Raw genomic sequence first — 18,561 nt, forward strand, 5'->3', positions numbered from 1 at the left:
CGGATCGCGAGTGATCCTGCCAATACACGCGAGCGGCACCGGGTGCACCCTGGTGTCATGAAGACCTCTGCCCGGCGCGGGAGCGCCGACACCGCCGACGTCCCGACCGGGGGCGCAGGCGCACCGGACAGCGCGACGCCGCAGGCTCCGACCGAGCCGCCCGCGAAGCCCGCCGCCGACACCCTCGTCGAGGACGCCGTAGCCCTCGCCCGGACCTGGATCGGCACCGCCACGGGAGCCGCCGCCGGGGGTGGCGCCGGAACCGGTACTGCCGCCCCGACCGGCTCGAAGACCGACAAGGCCGTCGCCCGCGCCTCCGCCGCCCTCGGCGCGCTCGTCTCCGACCCCGCGGGCCTGGAGCTCGCCGTCGGGTTCGTCGACGACGTCGCCCGTCCCCAGGACGTCCACGTCGCCGCCAAGGCCCTGGCCCGTCTCGGCAAGAAGGCCGGCAGCGCCACGTTCCTCAGTGCGAGCGACCGCGCGCTGTTCCGCGCCGGCGCGCTGACCGCCCCGGTGCTCCCCGGCATCGTGGTCCCCGCCGCCCGCGCCCGGCTGCGCCAGCTCGTGGGCCACCTCGTGGCCGACGCCGGCAACGGCCTCACCGCGCACCTCGCCCGCACCCGGGCCGAGGGCTACACCCTCAACGTGAACCTCCTGGGCGAGGCCGTGCTCGGCAAGGACGAGGCCGCCGGCCGCCTGGCCCGCACCGTCGCGCTCGTGGAGCGCCCGGACGTCGACTACGTGTCGATCAAGGTCTCCAGCGTCGCCGCGCAGCTCGTCACGTGGGACCTCGACGGCTCCCGGGACCGCGTCGTCGAGCAGCTCCTGCCGCTCTACCGGTCCGCGCGCGACCACGGCGTCTTCCTCAACCTCGACATGGAGGAGTACCGCGACCTCGCCCTGACCACCGCGGTCTTCACCGACATCCTGGGCCGCGACGAGTTCCGCGACCTGGAGGCCGGCATCGTGCTCCAGGCCTACCTCCCGGACGCGCTCGGCGCCCTGGACGGCCTCACCGAGTTCGCCGCGAAGCGCGTCGCGGACGGCGGCGCGCGCATCAAGGTCCGCATCGTCAAGGGCGCGAACCTCGCGATGGAGCACGTCGAGGCTGCCCTGCACGACTGGGCGCAGGCGCCGTACCCGACCAAGCCCGACGTCGACGCCAACTACGTGCGCATGCTCGACCACGCCCTGCGCCCCGAGCGCGCGCGCGCCGTCCGCATCGGCGCGGCGTCGCACAACCTGTTCCACGTCGCGCTCGCGATCCTGCTCGGCCGGGCGCGCGGCGTCTCCGAGGCGCTCGACATCGAGATGCTCCAGGGCATGGCGCCCACCGAGGCCGCCGCCGTCCGCGACGAGGTCGCCAAGGACAGCGGCCGCGTGGTGCTGTACACGCCGGTCGTGCGCGACGAGGACTTCGACGTCGCCATCTCCTACCTGGTGCGCCGCCTGGAGGAGAACGCCACGGAGCAGAACTTCCTGCACGCGGCGTTCGCCCCGGCGCGGGTTGAGCCTGTCGAAACCCAGGTCTCGACAGGCTCGACCAGCGGTGGCTCCGCCATGGACCGGCAGGAGGCCGCGTTCCGCGCCTCCGTCGAGCTGGGCGTGCACTACGGGGCCGACGACGTCGCCCCGCGCCGCCGTCCGCGCCCCGTGCCGGAGCAGATGACCGGGCCGTTCCACAACGCCGCCGACACCGACCCCGCGGTCGCCGAGCACCGCGCCTGGGCCCAGCAGGTCACCAGCACGCGCTCGGGGTACGTGCCGGCGCTCGCCGAGCCGCTGGCGACGTCCGCCCAGGTGGACGACGTCGTGGCGCTCGCCCGCCGCGCGGGCGCGGCCTGGGCCAAGGTGGCCCCGGCGGACCGCGGCCGCGTGCTGCGCTCCGCGGCCCAGCACCTGGAGGCCGCGCGCACCGACCTGGTCGCCGCCATGGTGCACGAGGCCGGCAAGACCGTCGCCGAGGCCGACCCCGAGGTCAGCGAGGCCGTGGACTTCGCCGCCTACTACGCGCAGGCGGCCGAGGCCCTCGACCCGGCGTCGGAGGCCTGGCCGGGCGCCCGGTACACGCCGGACGGCGTCACGCTGGTCACGCCGCCCTGGAACTTCCCCGTCGCCATCCCGATCGGCGGCGTGCTCGCCGGCCTCGCGTCCGGCTCCTCCGTGATCGCCAAGCCGGCGCCGCCCACGCCGCGCTGCCTGGAGATCGCCGTCGAGGCCGTGCACGCGGCGCTCGACGAGGTGGCCCCCGAGATCGGCCTCGACCCGGCCATCGCGCGCGACGTCGCGCAGTTCGTCCGCGTGCCGGACGGCGACCTCGGCCGCCGCCTCGTGACGCACGACGGCGTGTCCCGCGTCATCCTCACGGGCGCGATCGAGACCGCGGAGATGTTCGCGTCCTGGCGCCCCGAGCTCCCGGTGCTGGCGGAGACGTCGGGCAAGAACGCGATCGTCGTGACGCCGTCGGCGGACCTCGACCTGGCCGTCGCCGACGTGGTGCGCTCGGCGTTCGGGCACGCGGGGCAGAAGTGCTCCGCCGCGTCGCTCGTGATCCTCGTCGGCTCGGTGGGCGACCCCCGCACCGTGACGGGCGAGCGGTTCCGCCGCCAGCTCGTCGACGCCGTGTCGTCGCTCGCCGTCGGCCCCGCGACCGACCTGGCCACGGTGATGGGCCCGCTCACCGAGCCCGCGCAGGGCAAGCTGCTGCGCGCGCTGACCACGTTGGAGCAGGGCGAGAGCTGGCTCGTGCGGCCGCGTCGTCTCGACGCGGTGGCGCAGGAAGCCGGCCTCGGCAAGGGCCGGCTGTGGACCCCGGGTGTGCGCGACGGCGTCCGCCCCGGCACGTTCTTCCACCTCACCGAGGCCTTCGGACCCGTGCTGGGCATCATGACCGCCCGCACCCTGGACGAAGCGCTCGACCTGCAGAACGCCGTCTCGTTCGGCCTGACCGGCGGCATCCACTCGCTGGACGACGCCGAGGTGGAGCACTGGCTCGACCGCGTCGAGGTCGGCAACGCGTACGTGAACCGGCACATCACCGGCGCGATCGTGCAGCGCCAGTCGTTCGGCGGCTGGAAGGCCTCCGTGGTGGGCTCCGGCGCCAAGGCGGGCGGCCCCAACTACGTGGCGCAGCTCGGCCGGTGGGCCGACGCGCCCGACGTGCCGTCGCGCACCGAGGACCCGGCGGGCTGGCTCGCCTGGGCCCGGGCCGACGACGCCCGCGCCTGGCTCACCGAGTTCTCGCAGGCGCACGACCCGTCCGGGCTCGGCGTCGAGTCGAACGTGTTCCGCTACCGGCCCGTCCCGGGCATCACGGTGCGCGTCGGCGCGGGCGCGCCGGACGCCGAGGTGCAGCGCGTGCTGGCCGCGGCCGCGCGGGCGGGGGTCGACGCGACCGTCGTCGGGCAGGAGGTCTCGGACGAGGCGTTCGCCGAGTCCGTCGCCGACGGCGTGGTGACCGGCCGGATCCGCGTGGTGGGCGAGGCGCCCGGCCTGCGCGACGCCGCGGCGAGCCGCCTGGGCTCGGTGACGGTGCTGGACGGCCCGGTGCTGGCGAGCGGCCGCCGCGAGCTGCTCACGATGCTGCGCGAGCAGGCGGTCAGCCGCACGATGCACCGCTACGGCCACCAGCGCACGGCCTAGAGCCACCGTTGAGTGCTGGCTATTTGTTGCCCGGGACCCCGGGAAGCAACAAATAGCCAGCACTCAACGAGGAAGTCAGGCGGAGTCGCCCTCGACCAGGCGCGGGGCGAAGATGCGGCGCTCGTCGCGGACCGGGCGGCCCGCGACCAGGTCGACGAGCATGCTCGTGGCGGCGCCGACCATCTGCACCACCGGGTTGTGCACGGTCGTCAGCCGGGGCGACGTCGTCTCGGCGATGCCCAGGTCGTCGAACCCGACCACGGAGACGTCCCCCGGTACGGAGCGGCCGCGCTCGGCGAGCACCCGCAGCGTGGCCTCGGCCATCAGGTCGGACGCCGCGAAGATGCCGTCCAGGTCGGGGTGCCGGTCCAGGAGCCGTGCGGCCGCGACGTGCGCGCCGGCGACGGTGAAGTCGCCCTCGACCAGCGCGTCGTCGGGCAGGCCGGCGTCGCGCAGGGCGTCCCGCCAGCCGGTCATCCGGTCCACGCCGGCGGGCATGTCGAGCGGTCCGGTGATGGTGCCGATGCGCCGGCGGCCCCGGTCGATCATCCGCTGGGTGGCGATGCGTCCGCCCGCGACGTTGTCGACGTCGACGTAGCGCAGGCCGCGCGAGAAGAACGGGTCGGGCTCGAACAGCCGCCCCACGAAGACGGCCGGCAGCGCCGCCGGCCCGAGCTCCGTCTCGAGCTGGTCGCCCTTGTGGTGCGACGCCACGATGACGCCGTCGACATGGCCGCTGCGCAGGTAGCGGCCCACCCGCCCGCGCTGCTCGCCCGGGCGGGCGAGCAGCAGCACGAGCTGGAGGTCCGTCCCGGCCAGCCCCTCGCTGACACCCGCGAGGGTGCCGGAGAGGAACGGGTCGGTGAGGATGCGCTGGTCCGGCTCGGGCACCACGAGGGCGATCGAGTCGGTGCGCCGGGTCACGAGGGACCGGGCGGCTCGGTTCGGTGCGTACCCGAGGCGGGCGACGGCGTCGTCGACCGCCGCCTGCGCCTCGGGGGAGACTCGCAGGCCACCGTTGATGGCGCGCGACGCGGTCGACCGGGACACCCCGGCCGCCTGGGCCACGTCATCGAGGGTGGGTGGGCCTGAGGTCGTCACGCCGTCGGAACCGCCTTGTCTCCGCCGTCGTCGCCGGTCGGGTACGGCACGGGTGCGACATTTCGCTCCGGAACGGCATTGGCCCGCGCGACCTGACCGTACCAGCGGCCGGACGCCTTGACCGTACGCTCCTGCGTCTCGAAGTCCACGCGCACGAGGCCGAAGCGCTTTCCGTAGCCCCACGCCCACTCGTAGTTGTCGAGCAGGGACCAGCCGAAGTAGCCGCGCACGTCGGCGCCCTCGTCGATCGCGTCCTTGACGGCGCGCAGGTGCACGTCGACGAAGTCGAGGCGCTCCTGGTCGTCCACGAACCCGTCCGGGCCCACGACGTCGTCGTAGGCGCTGCCGTTCTCGGTGACGTACAGGGCGATGCCGCGCGGGCCCGTGTAGTCCTGCTGCAGGCGCAGCAGGAGGCGGGTGAGGCCCTCGGGCTGCACCTCCCAGTTCTGGGTGGTCACGGGCAGCCCGCGCGGGTGCGTGTACGCGCCGTCGCCGCCCGGGAACGGGGACGACGACGGACGGGTCACCGGAGCGCCGCCGTCGAGCGGGTGCTCGGCCGGCACCGCCGCCACGGCGTTGCCGTGGTAGTAGTTCACGCCGAGCGAGTCGATGGGCGTCGAGATGATCTCCAGGTCGCCCTCCTGGATGTGCTGCTCCAGGCCGTACTCGCGCACGTCCTCCAGCACGTCCAGCGGGTACGCGCCCCGCAGGATCGGGTCGGCGAAGATGCGGGTGAACCCACCGTCGAGCCGGCGCGCGGCGTCGACGTCGGCGGGGTCGTCCGGGTTCAGCGGGTCCTCGACCTCGAAGTTGAGCGTGATGCCGAGGTTCGCCTCGGGCGCCCGCTCGCGCAGCGCCTGCACGGCCAGGCCGTGGGCCAGCATGAGGTGGTGCGCCGCGGCCAGCCCGTCCTCGCGGGACTGCCGGCCCGGCGCGTGCTGGCCGCCCGTGTAGCCCAGGAAGGCGGCGCACCACGGCTCGTTGAGCGTGGTCCACACGTCGACGCGGTCGCCGATCGCCTCGTGCATCGTCACGGCGTAGTCGCGGAACCGGTAGGCGGTGTCGCGGTTGACCCAGCCGTTCGACTCGGCCTCGATCGCCTGCGGCAGGTCCCAGTGGTAGAGCGTGAGCCACGGCAGGATGCCCGCGCCCAGCAGCTCGTCCACGAGCCGGTCGTAGTAGGCCAGGCCGGCCGGGTTGACCTCGCGCCCGCCGGGGACCACCCGGGACCACGACGTCGAGAACCGGTACGCCTTGATGCCGAGGTCCTTCATGAGCGCGACGTCCGCGGGATAGCGGTGGTACTGGTCGCAGGCGACCTCGCCGTCCTCCTGGTTCAGGACGGCGCCCGGGACGTGCGCGAACACGTCCCACACGGAGTCCTCGCGGCCGTCCTCGTGGGCGGCGCCCTCCACCTGGTAGGCGGCGGTGGCCGCGCCCCAGAGGAAGCCGTCCGGGAAGGGCACGCTCCCGGTCGCGTTCGACGACGGCGCGGTGCGCGGCGCGCTCGGTGTGTACGGCAGCGCGATCCCGGGGGCGGGCACGCGCGGCGCCGCCGGGTCGGTCTTGAAGCTCTGCGTGAGCTCGCGGGTCATCTGGGTCATCCCTTCACGGCTCCCTGCATGATTCCTGCGACGAGCTGCTTGCCGACGAAGGCGAAGATCACCAGCAGCGGCAGCGTCACGAGGAACACACCGCCCATGACCAACGAATAGTCCACGAAGTAGTTCGACTGCAGCGACTTTACGACGAGCGGCAGCGTCGGGTTGTCCGAGCTGAGCACGATCGACGGCCAGAAGAAGTTGGTCCACTGCTGCACGAACGTGAACAGGCCGAGCATGGCCGCGGCCGGGCGCGCCGCGGGCAGCGCGATGCTCCAGAAGGTGCGGATCATCGAGGCGCCGTCCACGCGGGCGGCCTCGATCAGCTCGTACGGCAGCGACTCCGACAGGTACTGCGTCATCCAGAAGACGCCGAACGCGCTGACCAGCACCGGGACGATGACCGCCTGCAGCTTGCCGACCCAGTGCAGGTCCGACATGAGGATGTACAGCGGGATCACGCCGAGCTGGGTCGGGACCGCCATCGTGGCGATGACGAACACCAGCAGGGGCCCGCGGCCGCGGAAGCGCAGCTTCGCGAACGAGTAGCCGGCGAGCGTCGAGAACAGCACGACGGCGGCCGAGACCACGACCGCGATGATCACGGAGTTGGTCAGCGCCTTCCAGAAGTTGATCTGGGTCGACTCGATGACCGTCTGGAACTGGGTGAACAGCGACAGGTCGGGGAACCACTGCGGCACGGCGCTGCGCGAGATCTCCACGGGGTCGGACGAGCCGAGCAGCAGCGTGAAGTACAGCGGGAAGGCCGAGACGAGCAGCACGATCCCCAGCAGGGTGTAGACGATCCAGCCGGCGCGGCGGTTCGCGCCGCCGCCGGCCTTCCGGGCCCGGCGGCGGGCAGCCGCCTTGGCGGCACCCGATCCCGCGGTCTGTGCGGTGACGGCGACGGAGCTCATGCGTTCCCCCTGGTGCTGCGCTTGCGGGTGGTCTTCCGGACCCCGTCGGACGAGGAGATCCGCCGCGTGACCAGGAAGTTCACGAGGCCGATCAGCACGATGAGGAGGAACAGGAGCCAGGCGACGGCCGAGGCGCGCCCGAGGCTGTGCTGGTCGCCCCACGCGAGGTCGTAGAGGAACACCACGGTGGTCATCCAGTTCTGGTCCGGTCCGCCGAGGCCGATCGAGTCGAACAGGCGGACCTCGTCGAAGATCTGCAGGCCGCCGATGGTCGACGTGATGACGACGAAGATGATGGTGGCCCGGATCTGCGGCACGGTGATGGAGAAGAACTGCCGCACGCGGCCCGCGCCGTCGATCACGGCGGCCTCGTACAGGTCACGCGGCACCGCCTGCATCGCTGCGAGGAAGATCAGGGCGTTGTAGCCCAGCCAGCGGTAGTTCACCATCGTGGCGATGGCCACGTGGCTGGCGATCCGGTCGCCGTGCCAGGCGATCGAGTCCAGGCCGACCGCGTTGAGCATGCCGTTGATGAGGCCGTACTGGTCGGCGAACAGGCGGCCGAAGATCAGCGAGACCGCGACGGGCGCGACCACGTAGGGGATCAGCACACCCATGCGCCAGAAGGTCGCCGCGCGCAGGTTCTGGTCGAGGAGCGCGGCGATGACGATCGCCAGGATCACCTGCGGCACCGAGGAGAACACGAAGATCGAGAGCGTGTTGACCAGGGCCTTCCAGAACGTCGGCTGGTTCAGCACGTCCACGAAGTTCTGCAGGCCCACGAAGTCGCCCTGCCCGCCCAGCAGGCTCCACTCGTGCACCGACACGTACGCCGTGTAGGCGAGGGGGAACAGGCCGGTCACCGCGAACAGGACGAAGAACGGCGAGATGTACAGGTACGGGGAGAGCTTCACGTCCCAGCGGCCGAGCCGCTGGGAGAAGCCGAGTCTGCGCGACTCGCGCTGTGGTGCACCGGACCCCGGTGCTGATCTTTGAGGTGTCAGGACGGCCATGTCATCTTCCGGTCATCTTCCGCTGTGTCATCGTCGTGTCGCCGCTTCGGTGCGACGCCCGCGTGGCGCGACCGGTGGCCGGGCTCGCCGAGACGGGTGTCTCGACGAGCCCGACCACCGGTCGCGGCCAGCGGTTCAGGCCCGGGGTGGGCCCGGTTCAGGCAGTGCCTGCTCAGCCGAGCGCGGCAGCCTTCTCGACGGCCTCGTCCCAGGCCTCGTCGGCGTCCTGCGACTTCGTGACGTCGACGCGGTTGAGCGCGTTGGTGACCTCGTCACGGATGGCGAAGTAGTTCGCACCCTTGAACGGCGCACCGTCGATGCTCTGGGCACGCTCCGAGAAGATCTCGCCGACCGGCGCGTCGTTGAAGAACGCGTTCGTGGAGGCCTGCACGGCCTCGGAGTCCTGCGCCTCGAGCTGCGACGGGAACGTGCCCGCGGCCTCGAACGCCTTGGTCTGCTGTGCCGGGTCGGTCAGCCACGCGGCGAGCTCCTTGGCCGCCTCGGTGTGCTCGCCCGTCTCCGGGACGGTCAGGAACGAGCCGCCCCAGTTGCCGCCGCCGCCCGGGAAGACGTTGGCGACGTCCCAGCCCTCGACGCCGCCGGCGCGCTCCTCGACCGCACCCGTCATCCAGCCGGGGCAGAGCATCGTGGCGAACGCGTCGTTCTGGAAGCCGGCGTCCCAGTCGGCCTCCCACTGGATCAGGCCGGCCGACAGGTCGTCGTCCACCGAGCCGGTGATCTCGTCGTAGAGGTCCTTGACGTCGGTGTTGGTCGCGAGGTCCTTGGGCTCACCCGTCTCCGGGTCCTCGAACGCCGCGGGGAGCTGGTTGACCATGCCCTGGAAGGTGCCGCCGACGCTGTCGTACCACGCGCTGTCGGACTTCTTCACGAACTTGCGGCCCGCGGCGAAGTAGTCCTCCCACGTGGCGTCGTCGCCGCCGAGCAGCTCCGCGACCTCCTCGCGGTCGGTCGGCAGGCCGGCCTCCTCGAACAGGTCGGCGCGGTAGCAGACGGCCTCCGGGCCGATGTCGGTGCCGTAACCGATGACCTTGCCGTCGGTCGTGGTGGCCTGCTGGACCTTCCAGTCCACCCAGCGGCCGTCGAGCGCCGGGTCGGCCAGGTCGGTGAACAGGTCGGGGTACTGCATGAGCTCGGGCAGCCAGTCGACCTCGATGGCCTCGATGTCGGCCAGGCCGTCGCCACCGGCGGCGAGCTTGGTGGTCAGGTTGGCGCGGGCGTCGTCCGACGTCGCTGCCTTGACCTGCTCGACCGTGACGTTCGGGTGCTCCTCGGTGTACGAGGCGAGCATCTCGTCGGTGTAGCCGAAGTCGTTGAAGGTCGCGACCTTCAGGGTGATCGGGCCGTCCTCCTCGCCGGATCCTTCGTCGGATCCGCCGCCGCAGGCGGTGAGGGCGAGGGCGACAGCGGCCACGCCGGCGGTCGCCTGGAGGGTACGGGCGGCTGCGCGCCGCGTGGGTCGGGTACTGCTCAGCACTGGGGACTCCCTTGTCGTGCGGTCTGGTCCTACGGGTTCTGCGGTTCTGCGGTTCTGCGGGTTCTTGCGGGTCGCGCTCTCGTGCCGGGCTTGGCACATCTGCGTACCGGCATTGGGAGCGCTCCCACTCCTGGGGTGTGGGAGCGCTACCACGCGACCTGATCGTTGCGTTGTGTGCCCCGCCGTGTCAAGGCGGGAGCGGGCGAAAGCCTGGTGCGCCTACTCCTTGATGCGGAAGCCGGAGACGGTCTGCACCGCCTGGTTCCAGGCGATCTCGGGGCTGTTCGTCCCGGCGTCGACGGCGGCCAGCGCGTTGTTGACCTCGTCACGGATGGCGAAGTAGTACTGGCCCTTGTGCGGGGCGCTGTCGATGGACTGGGCCCGGGCGGTGAAGATCGTGCCCACCGGGGCGTTGTTGAAGAACGGGTTCACGTAGCCCTGCACGGCCTCGGAGTCCTGGGCCTCGATCTGGGACGGGAACGCGCCGGCGGTCGTGAAGGCCTCCGTCTGCTGCTCCGGAGCCGTGAGCCACGCGGCGAGCTCCTTGGCCTCCTCCGTGTGCAGGCCGGCCGACGGCACGGTCAGGAACGAGCCGCCCCAGTTACCGCCGCCACCAGGGAAGACGTTGGCGACGTCCCAGCCCTTGACCCCCTGGGAGTAGGACTCGATCGGGCCCATCATCCAGCCGGGGCACAGCATCGTGGCGAACGCGTTCTGCTGGAACCCGGCTGTCCACTGCGGGGTCCACTGCTCCAGGCCGGCCGAGAGACCGTCGTTGATGCCGGAGGTGATCTGGTCGTAGATCGCGCGGACCTCGCTGTTGGTCGCCAGGTCGGTCGGCTTCTGCGTCGCCGGGTCCTCGAAGGCGGCGGGCAGCTGGTTGACCATGCCCTGGAACATGCCGGTGGTGCCGTCGAACCACGCGGCGTCGGACTGCGCCGTGAACTGGCGGCCCACCTCGAAGTAGCGCTCCCACGTGGCGTCCTTGCCGCCGAGCAGCTGGGCGACCTCGTCGCGGCCGGTCGGCAGGCCTGCGGCCTCGAACAGGTCGGCGCGGTAGCAGATCGCCTCCGGGCCGATGTCGGTGCCGTAGCCCAGGAGCTCGCCGTCCGTCGTCGTGGCCTGCGCGACCTTCCAGTCCACCCAGCGCTTGGTGACCTCGGGGTCCGTCAGGTCCTCGAAGAGCTCCGAGTGCTCCATCAGCTCCGGCAGCCAGTCGACCTCGGCCGCGACCACGTCGGCGAGCTCGGAGCCGTCACCCGTGGTGAACGCCTTGAGCATCTGCAGGCGGGCCTCGTCGGACGTCGGTGCCACGATGTGCTCGACGGTCACGTTCGGGTGCTCCTCGGTGTACCGGGCGAGCAGCTCGTCGGTGTACCCGAAGTCGTTGAACGTGGACACGGTCAGGGTGATCGGAGCGTCGTCGCCGTCGGAGCCCGCGGTCTCCTCACCCAGGAGCGATCCGCATCCGGTGAGGGGCAGGACGAAGGCCGCGAGCGTAGCGACAGCCGCGCGGCGGGGGGCGACGGTCCGGCTTCGGACCGGTCCGTGTTTGGTGGGCACTGATACTCCTCGGGTTCGGTACGCGTGTGGATGCGTGAAAGCGATATCAGAGCACAAACTCGCCCACATCCGACACGAATGTTCGCTCAGGTTCTAGCACCTCGCCGTCGCGAAACGAACCAGGTGGAACGAACGTAAAGTACCAATTAGCAAACGATGTCTGAAATGCCGCAGTCGTGCCTGGAAGGGAAAAAACTCGTCAGGATCTGAGTCGGGCCGCACACCGGGTGCGGCCTGCAGGGCATCCTGGCAGGGGCGGCCCCGTCAGGGGAAGTCCTGTCCGGGACGGCTCAGGCCGTACCCGTGCGCTTGCCGGCGAGCCAGTCGCGCCCCGCCGCCGCCTCGGTCTCGAGGGTGGTGCGTACGGCGCCGACCGCGGCCTCCTCGATCACGGTGCCGAACAGGGGGACCGTCGCCCGGACGTCCCCCGCGTAGGTGAGGCGGGTCCCGCCGTCGGGCAGGGCGGTCAGGGCCGCGGTGGCCGTCACCCGCACCGGCGCGCCCAGGATCTCGACCGCCACGGTGCCCGTCCGGCGGCCGTCGGACGCCGCCTCCCAGGCCTCGGCCTGGCGGATCTCGAGGTGCGCGCCCACGAAGGGGCGGGCCTGCACGGGGATGATGTCGGTCGGCAGGGTGCGGCGCACCACCACGGTGAAGCCGGTGACCGCGGTCCCCGTGACGTCGGCCTGCTCGACCACGCCGTTCACCGAGCCGGTGGAGCGCTGGGCGCGCCACCGTACGAACGACTCGTCGGCGAGCATCGCGGAGACGTCGTCGATGTCTGCGGGGAACGTCAGGTCCACTGTCAGGTGCACGGGCTCTCCTCCTCGCGCCGACGGGGCATGCCGGTGGTCGAACTCTAACCGACGCGTTGCGCACGTCCGATCCGAGGGAGTCGTGGCCGGGCCCCGGGTACGCGCCGCGTCCTCATCGGGCCATGAGCCGGTTCCGACATAGGCTTGGCGCGTGTCCGCGATGAGTGACCTGATCCTTGAGCACGCCGACCTCGAGCCGGCCGACGTGGAGTGGCTGCATCTCCTGGTCGGCGACTGGCAGGTGGTCTCGGACCTCGCGTTCGCGGACCTCGTCCTGTGGCTGCCGACCGACGACGGGCGGTTCGTCGCGATCGCGCAGTGTCGTCCCTCGACGGGCGCGACCGTGCACTACGACGACGTCGTCGGCTCGTTCGCGCCCGAGGGGCAGCGTCCGCAGCTCGCCAAGGCGATGGCCGAGGCGAAGGCGCAGCGCGCCCGCGAGCCGCGCTGGTTCGGCGCGTACGCCGTGCGGGAGGAGGCGATCCCCGTCGTCCACAAGGACACGGCGGTCGCCGTGATCGCGCGGCAGACCAACCTCGGTTCGGGCCGCACGCCGTCGCGCCTGGAGCTGAACTACGTCGAGGCGGCCGACGACCTCGTGGCGATGATCCCGCGGGGCGAGTTCCCCCTGCCGAACGCCGCGACCGGCTCGCGCCGCGGTGCGCCGCGCGTCGGCGACGGCCTGATCCGCCTCAACTCCGAGGGCGAGGTGCTGTACGCCAGCCCCAACGCGCTGTCGTGCTTCCACCGGCTCGGTGTGATCGGTCCGCTCGTGGGGCAGTCCCTCGTCGAGGTGACGGCGGACATGGTGGAGCAGCTCCAGCCCGTGGACGAGTCGCTGCCGCTCGTGGTGATGGGTCGTGCCCCGTGGCGCACGGACATCGAGGCGCACGGGGTGTCCCTGTCGCTGCGCGCGATGCCGCTGACCGACCGCGGCCAGCGCATCGGTGCCGTGCTGCTGTGCCGCGACGTGTCCGAGCTGCGCCGGCGCGAGCGCGAGCTGATCACCAAGGACGCGACGATCCGTGAGATCCACCACCGCGTCAAGAACAACCTGCAGACCGTGGCCGCGCTGCTGCGGCTCCAGGCCCGGCGCATGGACGTGCCGGCCGCCAAGGAGGCGCTCGAGGAGGCCATGCGCCGGGTCTCCACGATCGCCCTGGTGCACGAGAGCCTCTCGCAGACGCTCGACGAGCAGGTCGAGCTCGACGACATGGTGGGCAGGGCGCTGCGGCTCACGGCCGACGTCGCCTCGGCGGACACCTCGGTGCGGACCGTGCGCACCGGATCGTTCGGCATGGTGCCGGCCCAGGACGCGACGCCACTCGCGCTCGTGCTGACGGAGCTGGTCACCAACGCGGTCGAGCACGGGTTCGTCGGGCGTTCCGCGGGCACCGTGGAGATCGCCGTGGAGCGTGAGAACTCCGACCTGCGGGTGGTCGTGGCCGACGACGGCGTGGGGCTGCCCGAGAACGGCGGCGCCGCCGGCCGGGGCCCCGGCAGCGGCCTGGGCACGCAGATCGTGCGCACGCTCGTCACCAACGAGCTCGGCGGGACCATCGAGTGGTCGGCGCGGCCCGGCGGCGGCACCGAGGTGGTGCTGCAGCTCGTGCTACGGGTGGCCGAGCCGGCCCGTTCCTGACGCCGTCAGGAAAGACGCGAGCCACGCCTGGGCGGAGGGGGCTTGCCCAGGCGTGGCTCGCGGAGATCGTGGTGCGGGGTGGTGCTGTGCTGTAGGTTCAGCCTGCGCGACGAGCGCGCGCGGTGCGGCGCTTGAGCGCACGGCGCTCGTCCTCGCTCATGCCGCCCCAGACGCCGGCATCCTGGCCGGACTCGATCGCCCACTTGAGGCAGGTGTCGACTACGTCGCAGCGACGGCACACGGCCTTGGCCTCCTCGATCTGCAGCAGGGCAGGGCCCGTGTTGCCGATGGGGAAGAACAGCTCGGGGTCCTCTTCGAGGCATGCTGCGCGGTGGCGCCAGTCCATGGTCACGTACTCCTTGGAAGGAACTTCCCACCGTCCGGCTCGCCACGAGGGAGCATCGTCGTCGTGCGTCTGGGGCGCGCAGGTCTGGTTGTGGATCGTTTTCCGATCCCTGAGCGCCAGGCGGCGACCGACGGGGGTGTGTTCGGGGGTGTGTGGGATTGCTGCATCTAGGTTCACACGCTCGTGAACGCTCGCACAAGGGGTTACGGCGAAGTTTCTGGGCCATGAACCCTGAGGTATCCGTCACACTATTGTGAATACCCGTCTCGCAAGTATCCTAGTCCGTCGTGCCCGTACTGGAAGCCTTTTTCGCGCCTTGTGTCCCGCCGTTTCTTCGTGCCCTCGTGATCGGCGTCGTGGTCGAGGTGATCGGCCTCGTTGCTTTCGCGGTGGTGCTTCTTGGTGAACTCGTTACGGGCGGTTCCATGTCCGTGGGAGTGAGCCTCTTTCTGGTTCTCTTCCTCCTGGGAGTCGCCTGGGTTCTCGTGGTGTGCTGCCGTGCACTTCTCGCGGGTCGTCGATCTGGTCGCGGACCCGTCGTGACCTGGCAGCTCTTTCAGATCATCGGGTCGATCGCGGCGATCGGGAGCGGCAGCGGACCCGCCGTCCCGGGTGGGTGGGTGGCCCTCGTGATCGCGGTGGGCGTGACCGTGCTGCTCATGACGCCCTCCGTCGTCGCGGCGACGTCCGGGACGCGCTCGGAGGACTGAGCGCCCGCGGCTGGTCCGGTGGCGCGACCTCCGGCTCCAGCACCTGGCACAGCACGGGGTCGCCCCGGCCGCACCAGGCGGCCCGGCCCGGCGGTCCGCCCGCGCCCGCGAGGATCGCCGGCGCCCCGAGCACGACGTCGGCCGCGCGATCGGCGCTCAGCAGCACCAGGTGCGGTCCGAAGCGCGCGGCCAGGCCGCCCACGGACGGGCCGTCGGCCGTGACGGCGAACGCCACGCCCGACCGCAGCGCCGCGAGGGGCAGCGTGGCGCGCACGTCCTCGATGCCGTCGATCAGCACGAGCACGCGGGGTGCCCGGGGCTCGCCGGACACCAGACGGTCGAGCGCCTCGGCGTCGTCCGGGTGGCTGGTGCCGGCGTAGCCGGGACGGTCCCGCAGTGCCCCCAGCCCGGCGGCGTCGCGGGTGATCCCGTGCACCCGCCAGCCCTGGCGCAACGCCGACAGGGCCACCGTGACCAGGGCGGTCGTGCGGCCCGAGCGGGCCCGGCCGAGCACCGCGAGGTGGCCGTCCTCGGGGCGCCAGGCGATCGTCGTGCGGCGCTGCCTCTCCGCGTCGTCGCCCAGTGCGAGCGCGAGTCCGTCCCGATCGCGCCGGGTGCGCGGAGGCAGGTCGGCGGCCCCGGCGGACCGCGGAAGCGGCGGCAGCCAGGGCGGTGGGCCCGGGCGATGACCCATCGTCCTGGCGGCACGGCGGACGGCGTCGACGACCAGCGTGGCGACGTCCTGCTCCGCGGTGTCCTGCCCGGCGACGTCCGGTCCTGGAGCGTGCGAGCCGGTGGCGTGCGGGCCGGTGGCGTCCGGGACGGCGACGGCCGGTATCGCCGCGCGGGCTCCCGCGCGTGCGGGTGCGCGGCGCACCAGGGGTTGCCGCGGCTGGGGCGGCGCCGTGGCGTGCGCGCACTGCAGCAGCACGGGCGGCGCCGATCCGAGGCGCAGCACGGCCCGTCCCGGCGTCGTGCCCGGGAGATACGCGGCGGCGGGGTCGTCGATCACGTCGCGCGACTCCAGCGGATCGGTGACCCGGAGCGCCAGCCGGGCGCTGACGTTGGCCCGCAGGTCGGGGCCGACCGCGCCGCCCGGCCGCTGGGTGGCGAGCACCAGGTGCACGCCGAGCGACCGGCCCTGCGCCGCGACGCGCAGCAGGGCCGGCAGGAACGCGGGCAGGTCGTCGGCCAGGGCCCGGAACTCGTCGATCACGACGACCAGCCGGGGCAGCACGCCCGGTGGGAGCGCGACGACGTCCGCCGCGCCGCGCTCGGCGAGGACCCGCTCGCGGCGCCGTAGCTCCGCGCGCAGCCCGGCGAGCGCTCGCGCGGCCAGGCCGGGTTCGAGGTCGGTCACCTGCCCCACCACGTGCGGCAGCCGGCCGCAGGCGCCGAGGCTCGCACCGCCCTTGAAGTCGATCAGCACGAGCGCGACGTCGGCGGGCGACCGGGCCAGGGCCAGCCCGAGCACCAGCGTCTGGAGCAGCTCGGACTTGCCTGATCCGGTGGTGCCCGCCACGAGCAGGTGCGGCCCGTCCCGGACCAGGTCCAGGAGCACGGGCGTGCCGTCCGCGCCGAGGCCGAGCGGCACGGCCCAGGCGTCGGAGCGCGCCCGGCCCGCGGCGGACGACCGGTCCTCCGCCGACGCCAGGCTCTGCGCGGACGCCGGGCCCCGCGCGGTCGCCAGGCCCTGCGCGGACCCCCGTCCCTCGGCGTGGGCCCACCGAGCGGCGACCTGGTCCGGACCCGGGACCTCGTCGAGGCCGTGCGCCCTGGTCAGGGACACGACGGCGGGCAGGCGCTGGTCGTCGGCGTGGGCCGTCGCGAGGCTCCGCCGGGTGTCGGCGGTCCCAGGGAGGGTGCCGCCGACGCCGACGCCGACGCCGACGTCGACGAGGGCGTGGCCGGTCTCGCTGCCGCCGATCGAGCCCCGCAGCGTGCCGGCCGTCCGGCCGAGCCAGGCGGCGCCCGCCAGCAGCCGGGCCAGGTGGTCCGCCCACTCGACGGTGACGCCGACCAGCGGCACGGTCCGCGCGGCGCCATCCGGCCCCGTGATCCGGACCCGGCGCGCGTCGAGCACGTGAACCGTCGCCCGGCAGCCGGGCGGCACGGCGCCGACGGACACCACCAGGTGGGCGGACGACGGGACGGGCCTGCCCGCCACGCCGCTGCCGGTCAGGCCGTCGTGGACGACGCCGCTGTCGCCCACCCCGGCGTCGACCACCAGCACCGACGCCTCGCCGTCGGGGAGCCAGCGGGTCCAGGACCAGCCCGGGGCGTCGCCGTCGACCCGCACGGCCGCGCCCCGGGCGGCGAGCCCGGCGACCAGCGCGCGGGCGACCGACCGGGCGAGGTCCGCGGGCCCGAGCACGGCGACCGCGCGGTCCCGCAGCAGCGCGGCCCACGGGCCGTCCGGCCCGGCCGGGTGGTCGACCGCTCCGGACCCGGCGACGGAGGGCGCCGCCTCACGAGCGCGGGCGGCCGCCCAGGCCGTCCGTGCCGCCGTCCACGCGCCCGGCGACACGTGGAGCGCGGCGTGCGCGAACGCGAGGAGACGCGCCGGCCCGGGCAGCTCGCGAACCCCGCCGCGCGCGGCGCCCCGGCCCGACGTCCGCTGCCGGGCGGCGCGCAGCTGCGGGGCGGCGACAACCAGGCCTACCAGGGCGAACGCCGCCAGAACCGGCTGGCGCAGCGCCGCCGCGAGCACGAGCGACGTGACCGCGGGGAGCAGCACGAGCGGCCACGGGACGCCGCCCGGAGCGGCCTCCGGCCGGGGAGCGAGCAGGTCCGCCGGACCCCGGGACCGGCGGATCGTGAGTCGTCCGCCCCGGCGCAGGCGGACCCCTGCCCGGAGGGCGGCCCACGGGCCGTCGACGCGCACGACGGTCCCGGCGTCGGGGCCGGCCACCCGGACGACCAGCCAGGCCCCACCAGGACCGACGACACCGGGCCCGCCCCCGGTCTCCGCAGCCACCCCGGCCCCCTCGGGCCGCCGCGCCCGCAGCACCGCGCCGGGCAGCAGCGGGCGCTCGCCGACCACCTGGTCGTCGGTCAGGCGCACCCCGTCGACCGTCAGCGGCGCCCACCGCAGCTCGGGGCGGCGGACGAGCGCGGCCAGCGGCACGCGGACGTCGCCGAGGCGAGCGCCCGGTTGCAGGAGCACGTCCTCGCCCGGGTGCAGGGTCACGCGCACGGCGCCGTCGGACGACGAGGTTCTGGTCATGCCCCCAGCCTGGCCGCCGGTCGGCCCGCCCAGGGCCCTGACCAGGGATTCTGTGCACAACCTTGGTTTCCACAGGCTCTCCGTCGTGCTCCCTGGGGCACAACCCCTGGGGGACTGCCCCTACCCCGGGCTGACGAGATGTACGACCAAGGGATGACACGACCAGGGAAGGATCAGGCCGACGCCCGATGTCCGGATCGGCCCCGGCTCCGTAGGTTCGTTGCTGCCGGCCGAACCGGGGTTCACCCCCGGGAAGGCCGGACCACTTTCACGCAGCAGCGTCGATCACCGAGGAGAATCTCGTGGACACCACCGTGTACGTCCCGGCGGACCAGCCGGCTCCGGGTTCGGGCAGGGCCGCCCGTGCCGTCCGGGCCAGGAACCTGACCAAGACGTACGGCAAGGGTGAGGCGGTCGTGCGCGCTCTGGACGGCGTGGACGTGGACTTCGAGCAGGGCCGGTTCACCGCGATCATGGGCCCCTCGGGTTC

Annotated in this window: 12 protein-coding genes and 1 pseudogene; 4 read left to right on the plus strand and 9 right to left on the minus strand. The window is 73.1% G+C overall.

Going from position 1 to position 18,561, the window contains the following annotated elements; all coding sequences use genetic code 11:
* Window positions 1-57: 57 nt before the first annotated feature.
* Window positions 58-3,642: a bifunctional proline dehydrogenase/L-glutamate gamma-semialdehyde dehydrogenase gene (locus tag ACZ7LE_RS27855; protein ID WP_470406451.1), complete on the plus strand. Its 3,585-nt coding sequence runs from the start codon at window positions 58-60 to the stop codon at window positions 3,640-3,642.
* 75 nt (window positions 3,643-3,717) lie between these two features.
* On the opposite strand, the gene ACZ7LE_RS27860 is transcribed toward ACZ7LE_RS27855, so the two are convergent.
* The 7 genes from ACZ7LE_RS27860 to ACZ7LE_RS27890 all read right to left on the minus strand — a co-directional run bounded on the left by ACZ7LE_RS27860 (window position 3,718) and on the right by ACZ7LE_RS27890 (window position 12,147).
* Complete coding sequence (locus ACZ7LE_RS27860) at window positions 3,718-4,710, minus strand: LacI family DNA-binding transcriptional regulator (RefSeq protein ID WP_470406452.1); 993 nt, start codon at window positions 4,708-4,710, stop codon at window positions 3,718-3,720.
* A gap of 29 nt (window positions 4,711-4,739) precedes the next feature.
* The gene (locus ACZ7LE_RS27865; RefSeq protein WP_470406462.1) at window positions 4,740-6,338 is read right to left on the minus strand and encodes a GH1 family beta-glucosidase; all 1,599 of its coding nucleotides are present in this window, start codon (window positions 6,336-6,338) and stop codon (window positions 4,740-4,742) included.
* Window positions 6,339-6,343: 5 nt separating this feature from the next.
* A complete protein-coding gene (locus ACZ7LE_RS27870) occupies window positions 6,344-7,261 on the minus strand; it encodes a carbohydrate ABC transporter permease (protein ID WP_470406453.1) in 918 nt (305 codons plus the stop codon).
* On the minus strand, window positions 7,258-8,274 hold the full coding sequence (locus ACZ7LE_RS27875; protein WP_470406454.1) for a carbohydrate ABC transporter permease: 1,017 nt from the start codon (window positions 8,272-8,274) through the stop codon (window positions 7,258-7,260). The genes ACZ7LE_RS27870 and ACZ7LE_RS27875 overlap by 4 nt, the downstream gene beginning before the upstream one ends.
* A gap of 172 nt (window positions 8,275-8,446) precedes the next feature.
* Window positions 8,447-9,769 carry an extracellular solute-binding protein gene (locus tag ACZ7LE_RS27880; RefSeq protein ID WP_470406455.1) on the minus strand — a complete coding sequence of 441 codons (1,323 nt, stop codon included), beginning with the start codon at window positions 9,767-9,769 and terminating at the stop codon, window positions 8,447-8,449.
* 219 nt (window positions 9,770-9,988) lie between these two features.
* Window positions 9,989-11,332, minus strand: a complete 1,344-nt coding sequence (locus ACZ7LE_RS27885; RefSeq protein WP_470406456.1) for an ABC transporter substrate-binding protein — start codon at window positions 11,330-11,332, stop codon at window positions 9,989-9,991.
* A gap of 290 nt (window positions 11,333-11,622) precedes the next feature.
* Window positions 11,623-12,147: a DUF2505 domain-containing protein gene (locus tag ACZ7LE_RS27890; protein ID WP_470406457.1), complete on the minus strand. Its 525-nt coding sequence runs from the start codon at window positions 12,145-12,147 to the stop codon at window positions 11,623-11,625.
* 160 nt (window positions 12,148-12,307) lie between these two features.
* Between ACZ7LE_RS27890 and ACZ7LE_RS27895 the strand changes: the two genes are divergently transcribed.
* Complete coding sequence (locus ACZ7LE_RS27895; RefSeq protein WP_470406463.1) at window positions 12,308-13,789, plus strand: sensor histidine kinase; 1,482 nt, start codon at window positions 12,308-12,310, stop codon at window positions 13,787-13,789.
* Between the two features lie 97 nt (window positions 13,790-13,886).
* On the opposite strand, the gene ACZ7LE_RS27900 is transcribed toward ACZ7LE_RS27895, so the two are convergent.
* Window positions 13,887-14,135: a WhiB family transcriptional regulator gene (locus ACZ7LE_RS27900; RefSeq protein WP_026365970.1), complete on the minus strand. Its 249-nt coding sequence runs from the start codon at window positions 14,133-14,135 to the stop codon at window positions 13,887-13,889.
* A 287-nt stretch (window positions 14,136-14,422) separates the two neighbouring features.
* On the opposite strand from ACZ7LE_RS27900, the gene ACZ7LE_RS27905 reads away from it, so the two are divergent.
* Entirely contained in the window at window positions 14,423-14,845 is a 423-nt protein-coding gene (locus ACZ7LE_RS27905; RefSeq protein WP_470406458.1) for a hypothetical protein, read from the plus strand.
* Here ACZ7LE_RS27905 and ACZ7LE_RS27910 read toward each other — a convergent pair.
* On the minus strand, window positions 14,793-18,071 hold the full coding sequence (locus ACZ7LE_RS27910) for an FtsK/SpoIIIE domain-containing protein (RefSeq protein WP_470406459.1): 3,279 nt from the start codon (window positions 18,069-18,071) through the stop codon (window positions 14,793-14,795). The genes ACZ7LE_RS27905 and ACZ7LE_RS27910 overlap by 53 nt on opposite strands.
* A 302-nt stretch (window positions 18,072-18,373) precedes the next feature.
* On the opposite strand from ACZ7LE_RS27910, the pseudogene ACZ7LE_RS27915 reads away from it, so the two are divergent.
* A pseudogene (locus tag ACZ7LE_RS27915) lies at window positions 18,374-18,561 on the plus strand (ABC transporter ATP-binding protein); the annotation flags it as partial.

The sequence above is a fragment of the Promicromonospora sp. NPDC110617 genome (genome assembly GCF_055598465.1).

Bases quoted from the DNA above. Each gene is read 5' to 3' on its own strand.
- ACZ7LE_RS27855 (WP_470406451.1), top strand. From the start codon at position 58: ATGAAGACCTCTGCCCGGCGCGGGAGCGCCGACACCGCCGACGTCCCG.
- ACZ7LE_RS27865 (WP_470406462.1), bottom strand. From the start codon at position 6,338: ATGACCCGCGAGCTCACGCAGAGCTTCAAGACCGACCCGGCGGCGCCG.
- ACZ7LE_RS27870 (WP_470406453.1), bottom strand. From the start codon at position 7,261: ATGAGCTCCGTCGCCGTCACCGCACAGACCGCGGGATCGGGTGCCGCC.
- ACZ7LE_RS27875 (WP_470406454.1), bottom strand. From the start codon at position 8,274: ATGGCCGTCCTGACACCTCAAAGATCAGCACCGGGGTCCGGTGCACCA.
- ACZ7LE_RS27895 (WP_470406463.1), top strand. From the start codon at position 12,308: ATGAGTGACCTGATCCTTGAGCACGCCGACCTCGAGCCGGCCGACGTG.
- ACZ7LE_RS27900 (WP_026365970.1), bottom strand. From the start codon at position 14,135: ATGGACTGGCGCCACCGCGCAGCATGCCTCGAAGAGGACCCCGAGCTG.
- ACZ7LE_RS27910 (WP_470406459.1), bottom strand. From the start codon at position 18,071: ATGACCAGAACCTCGTCGTCCGACGGCGCCGTGCGCGTGACCCTGCAC.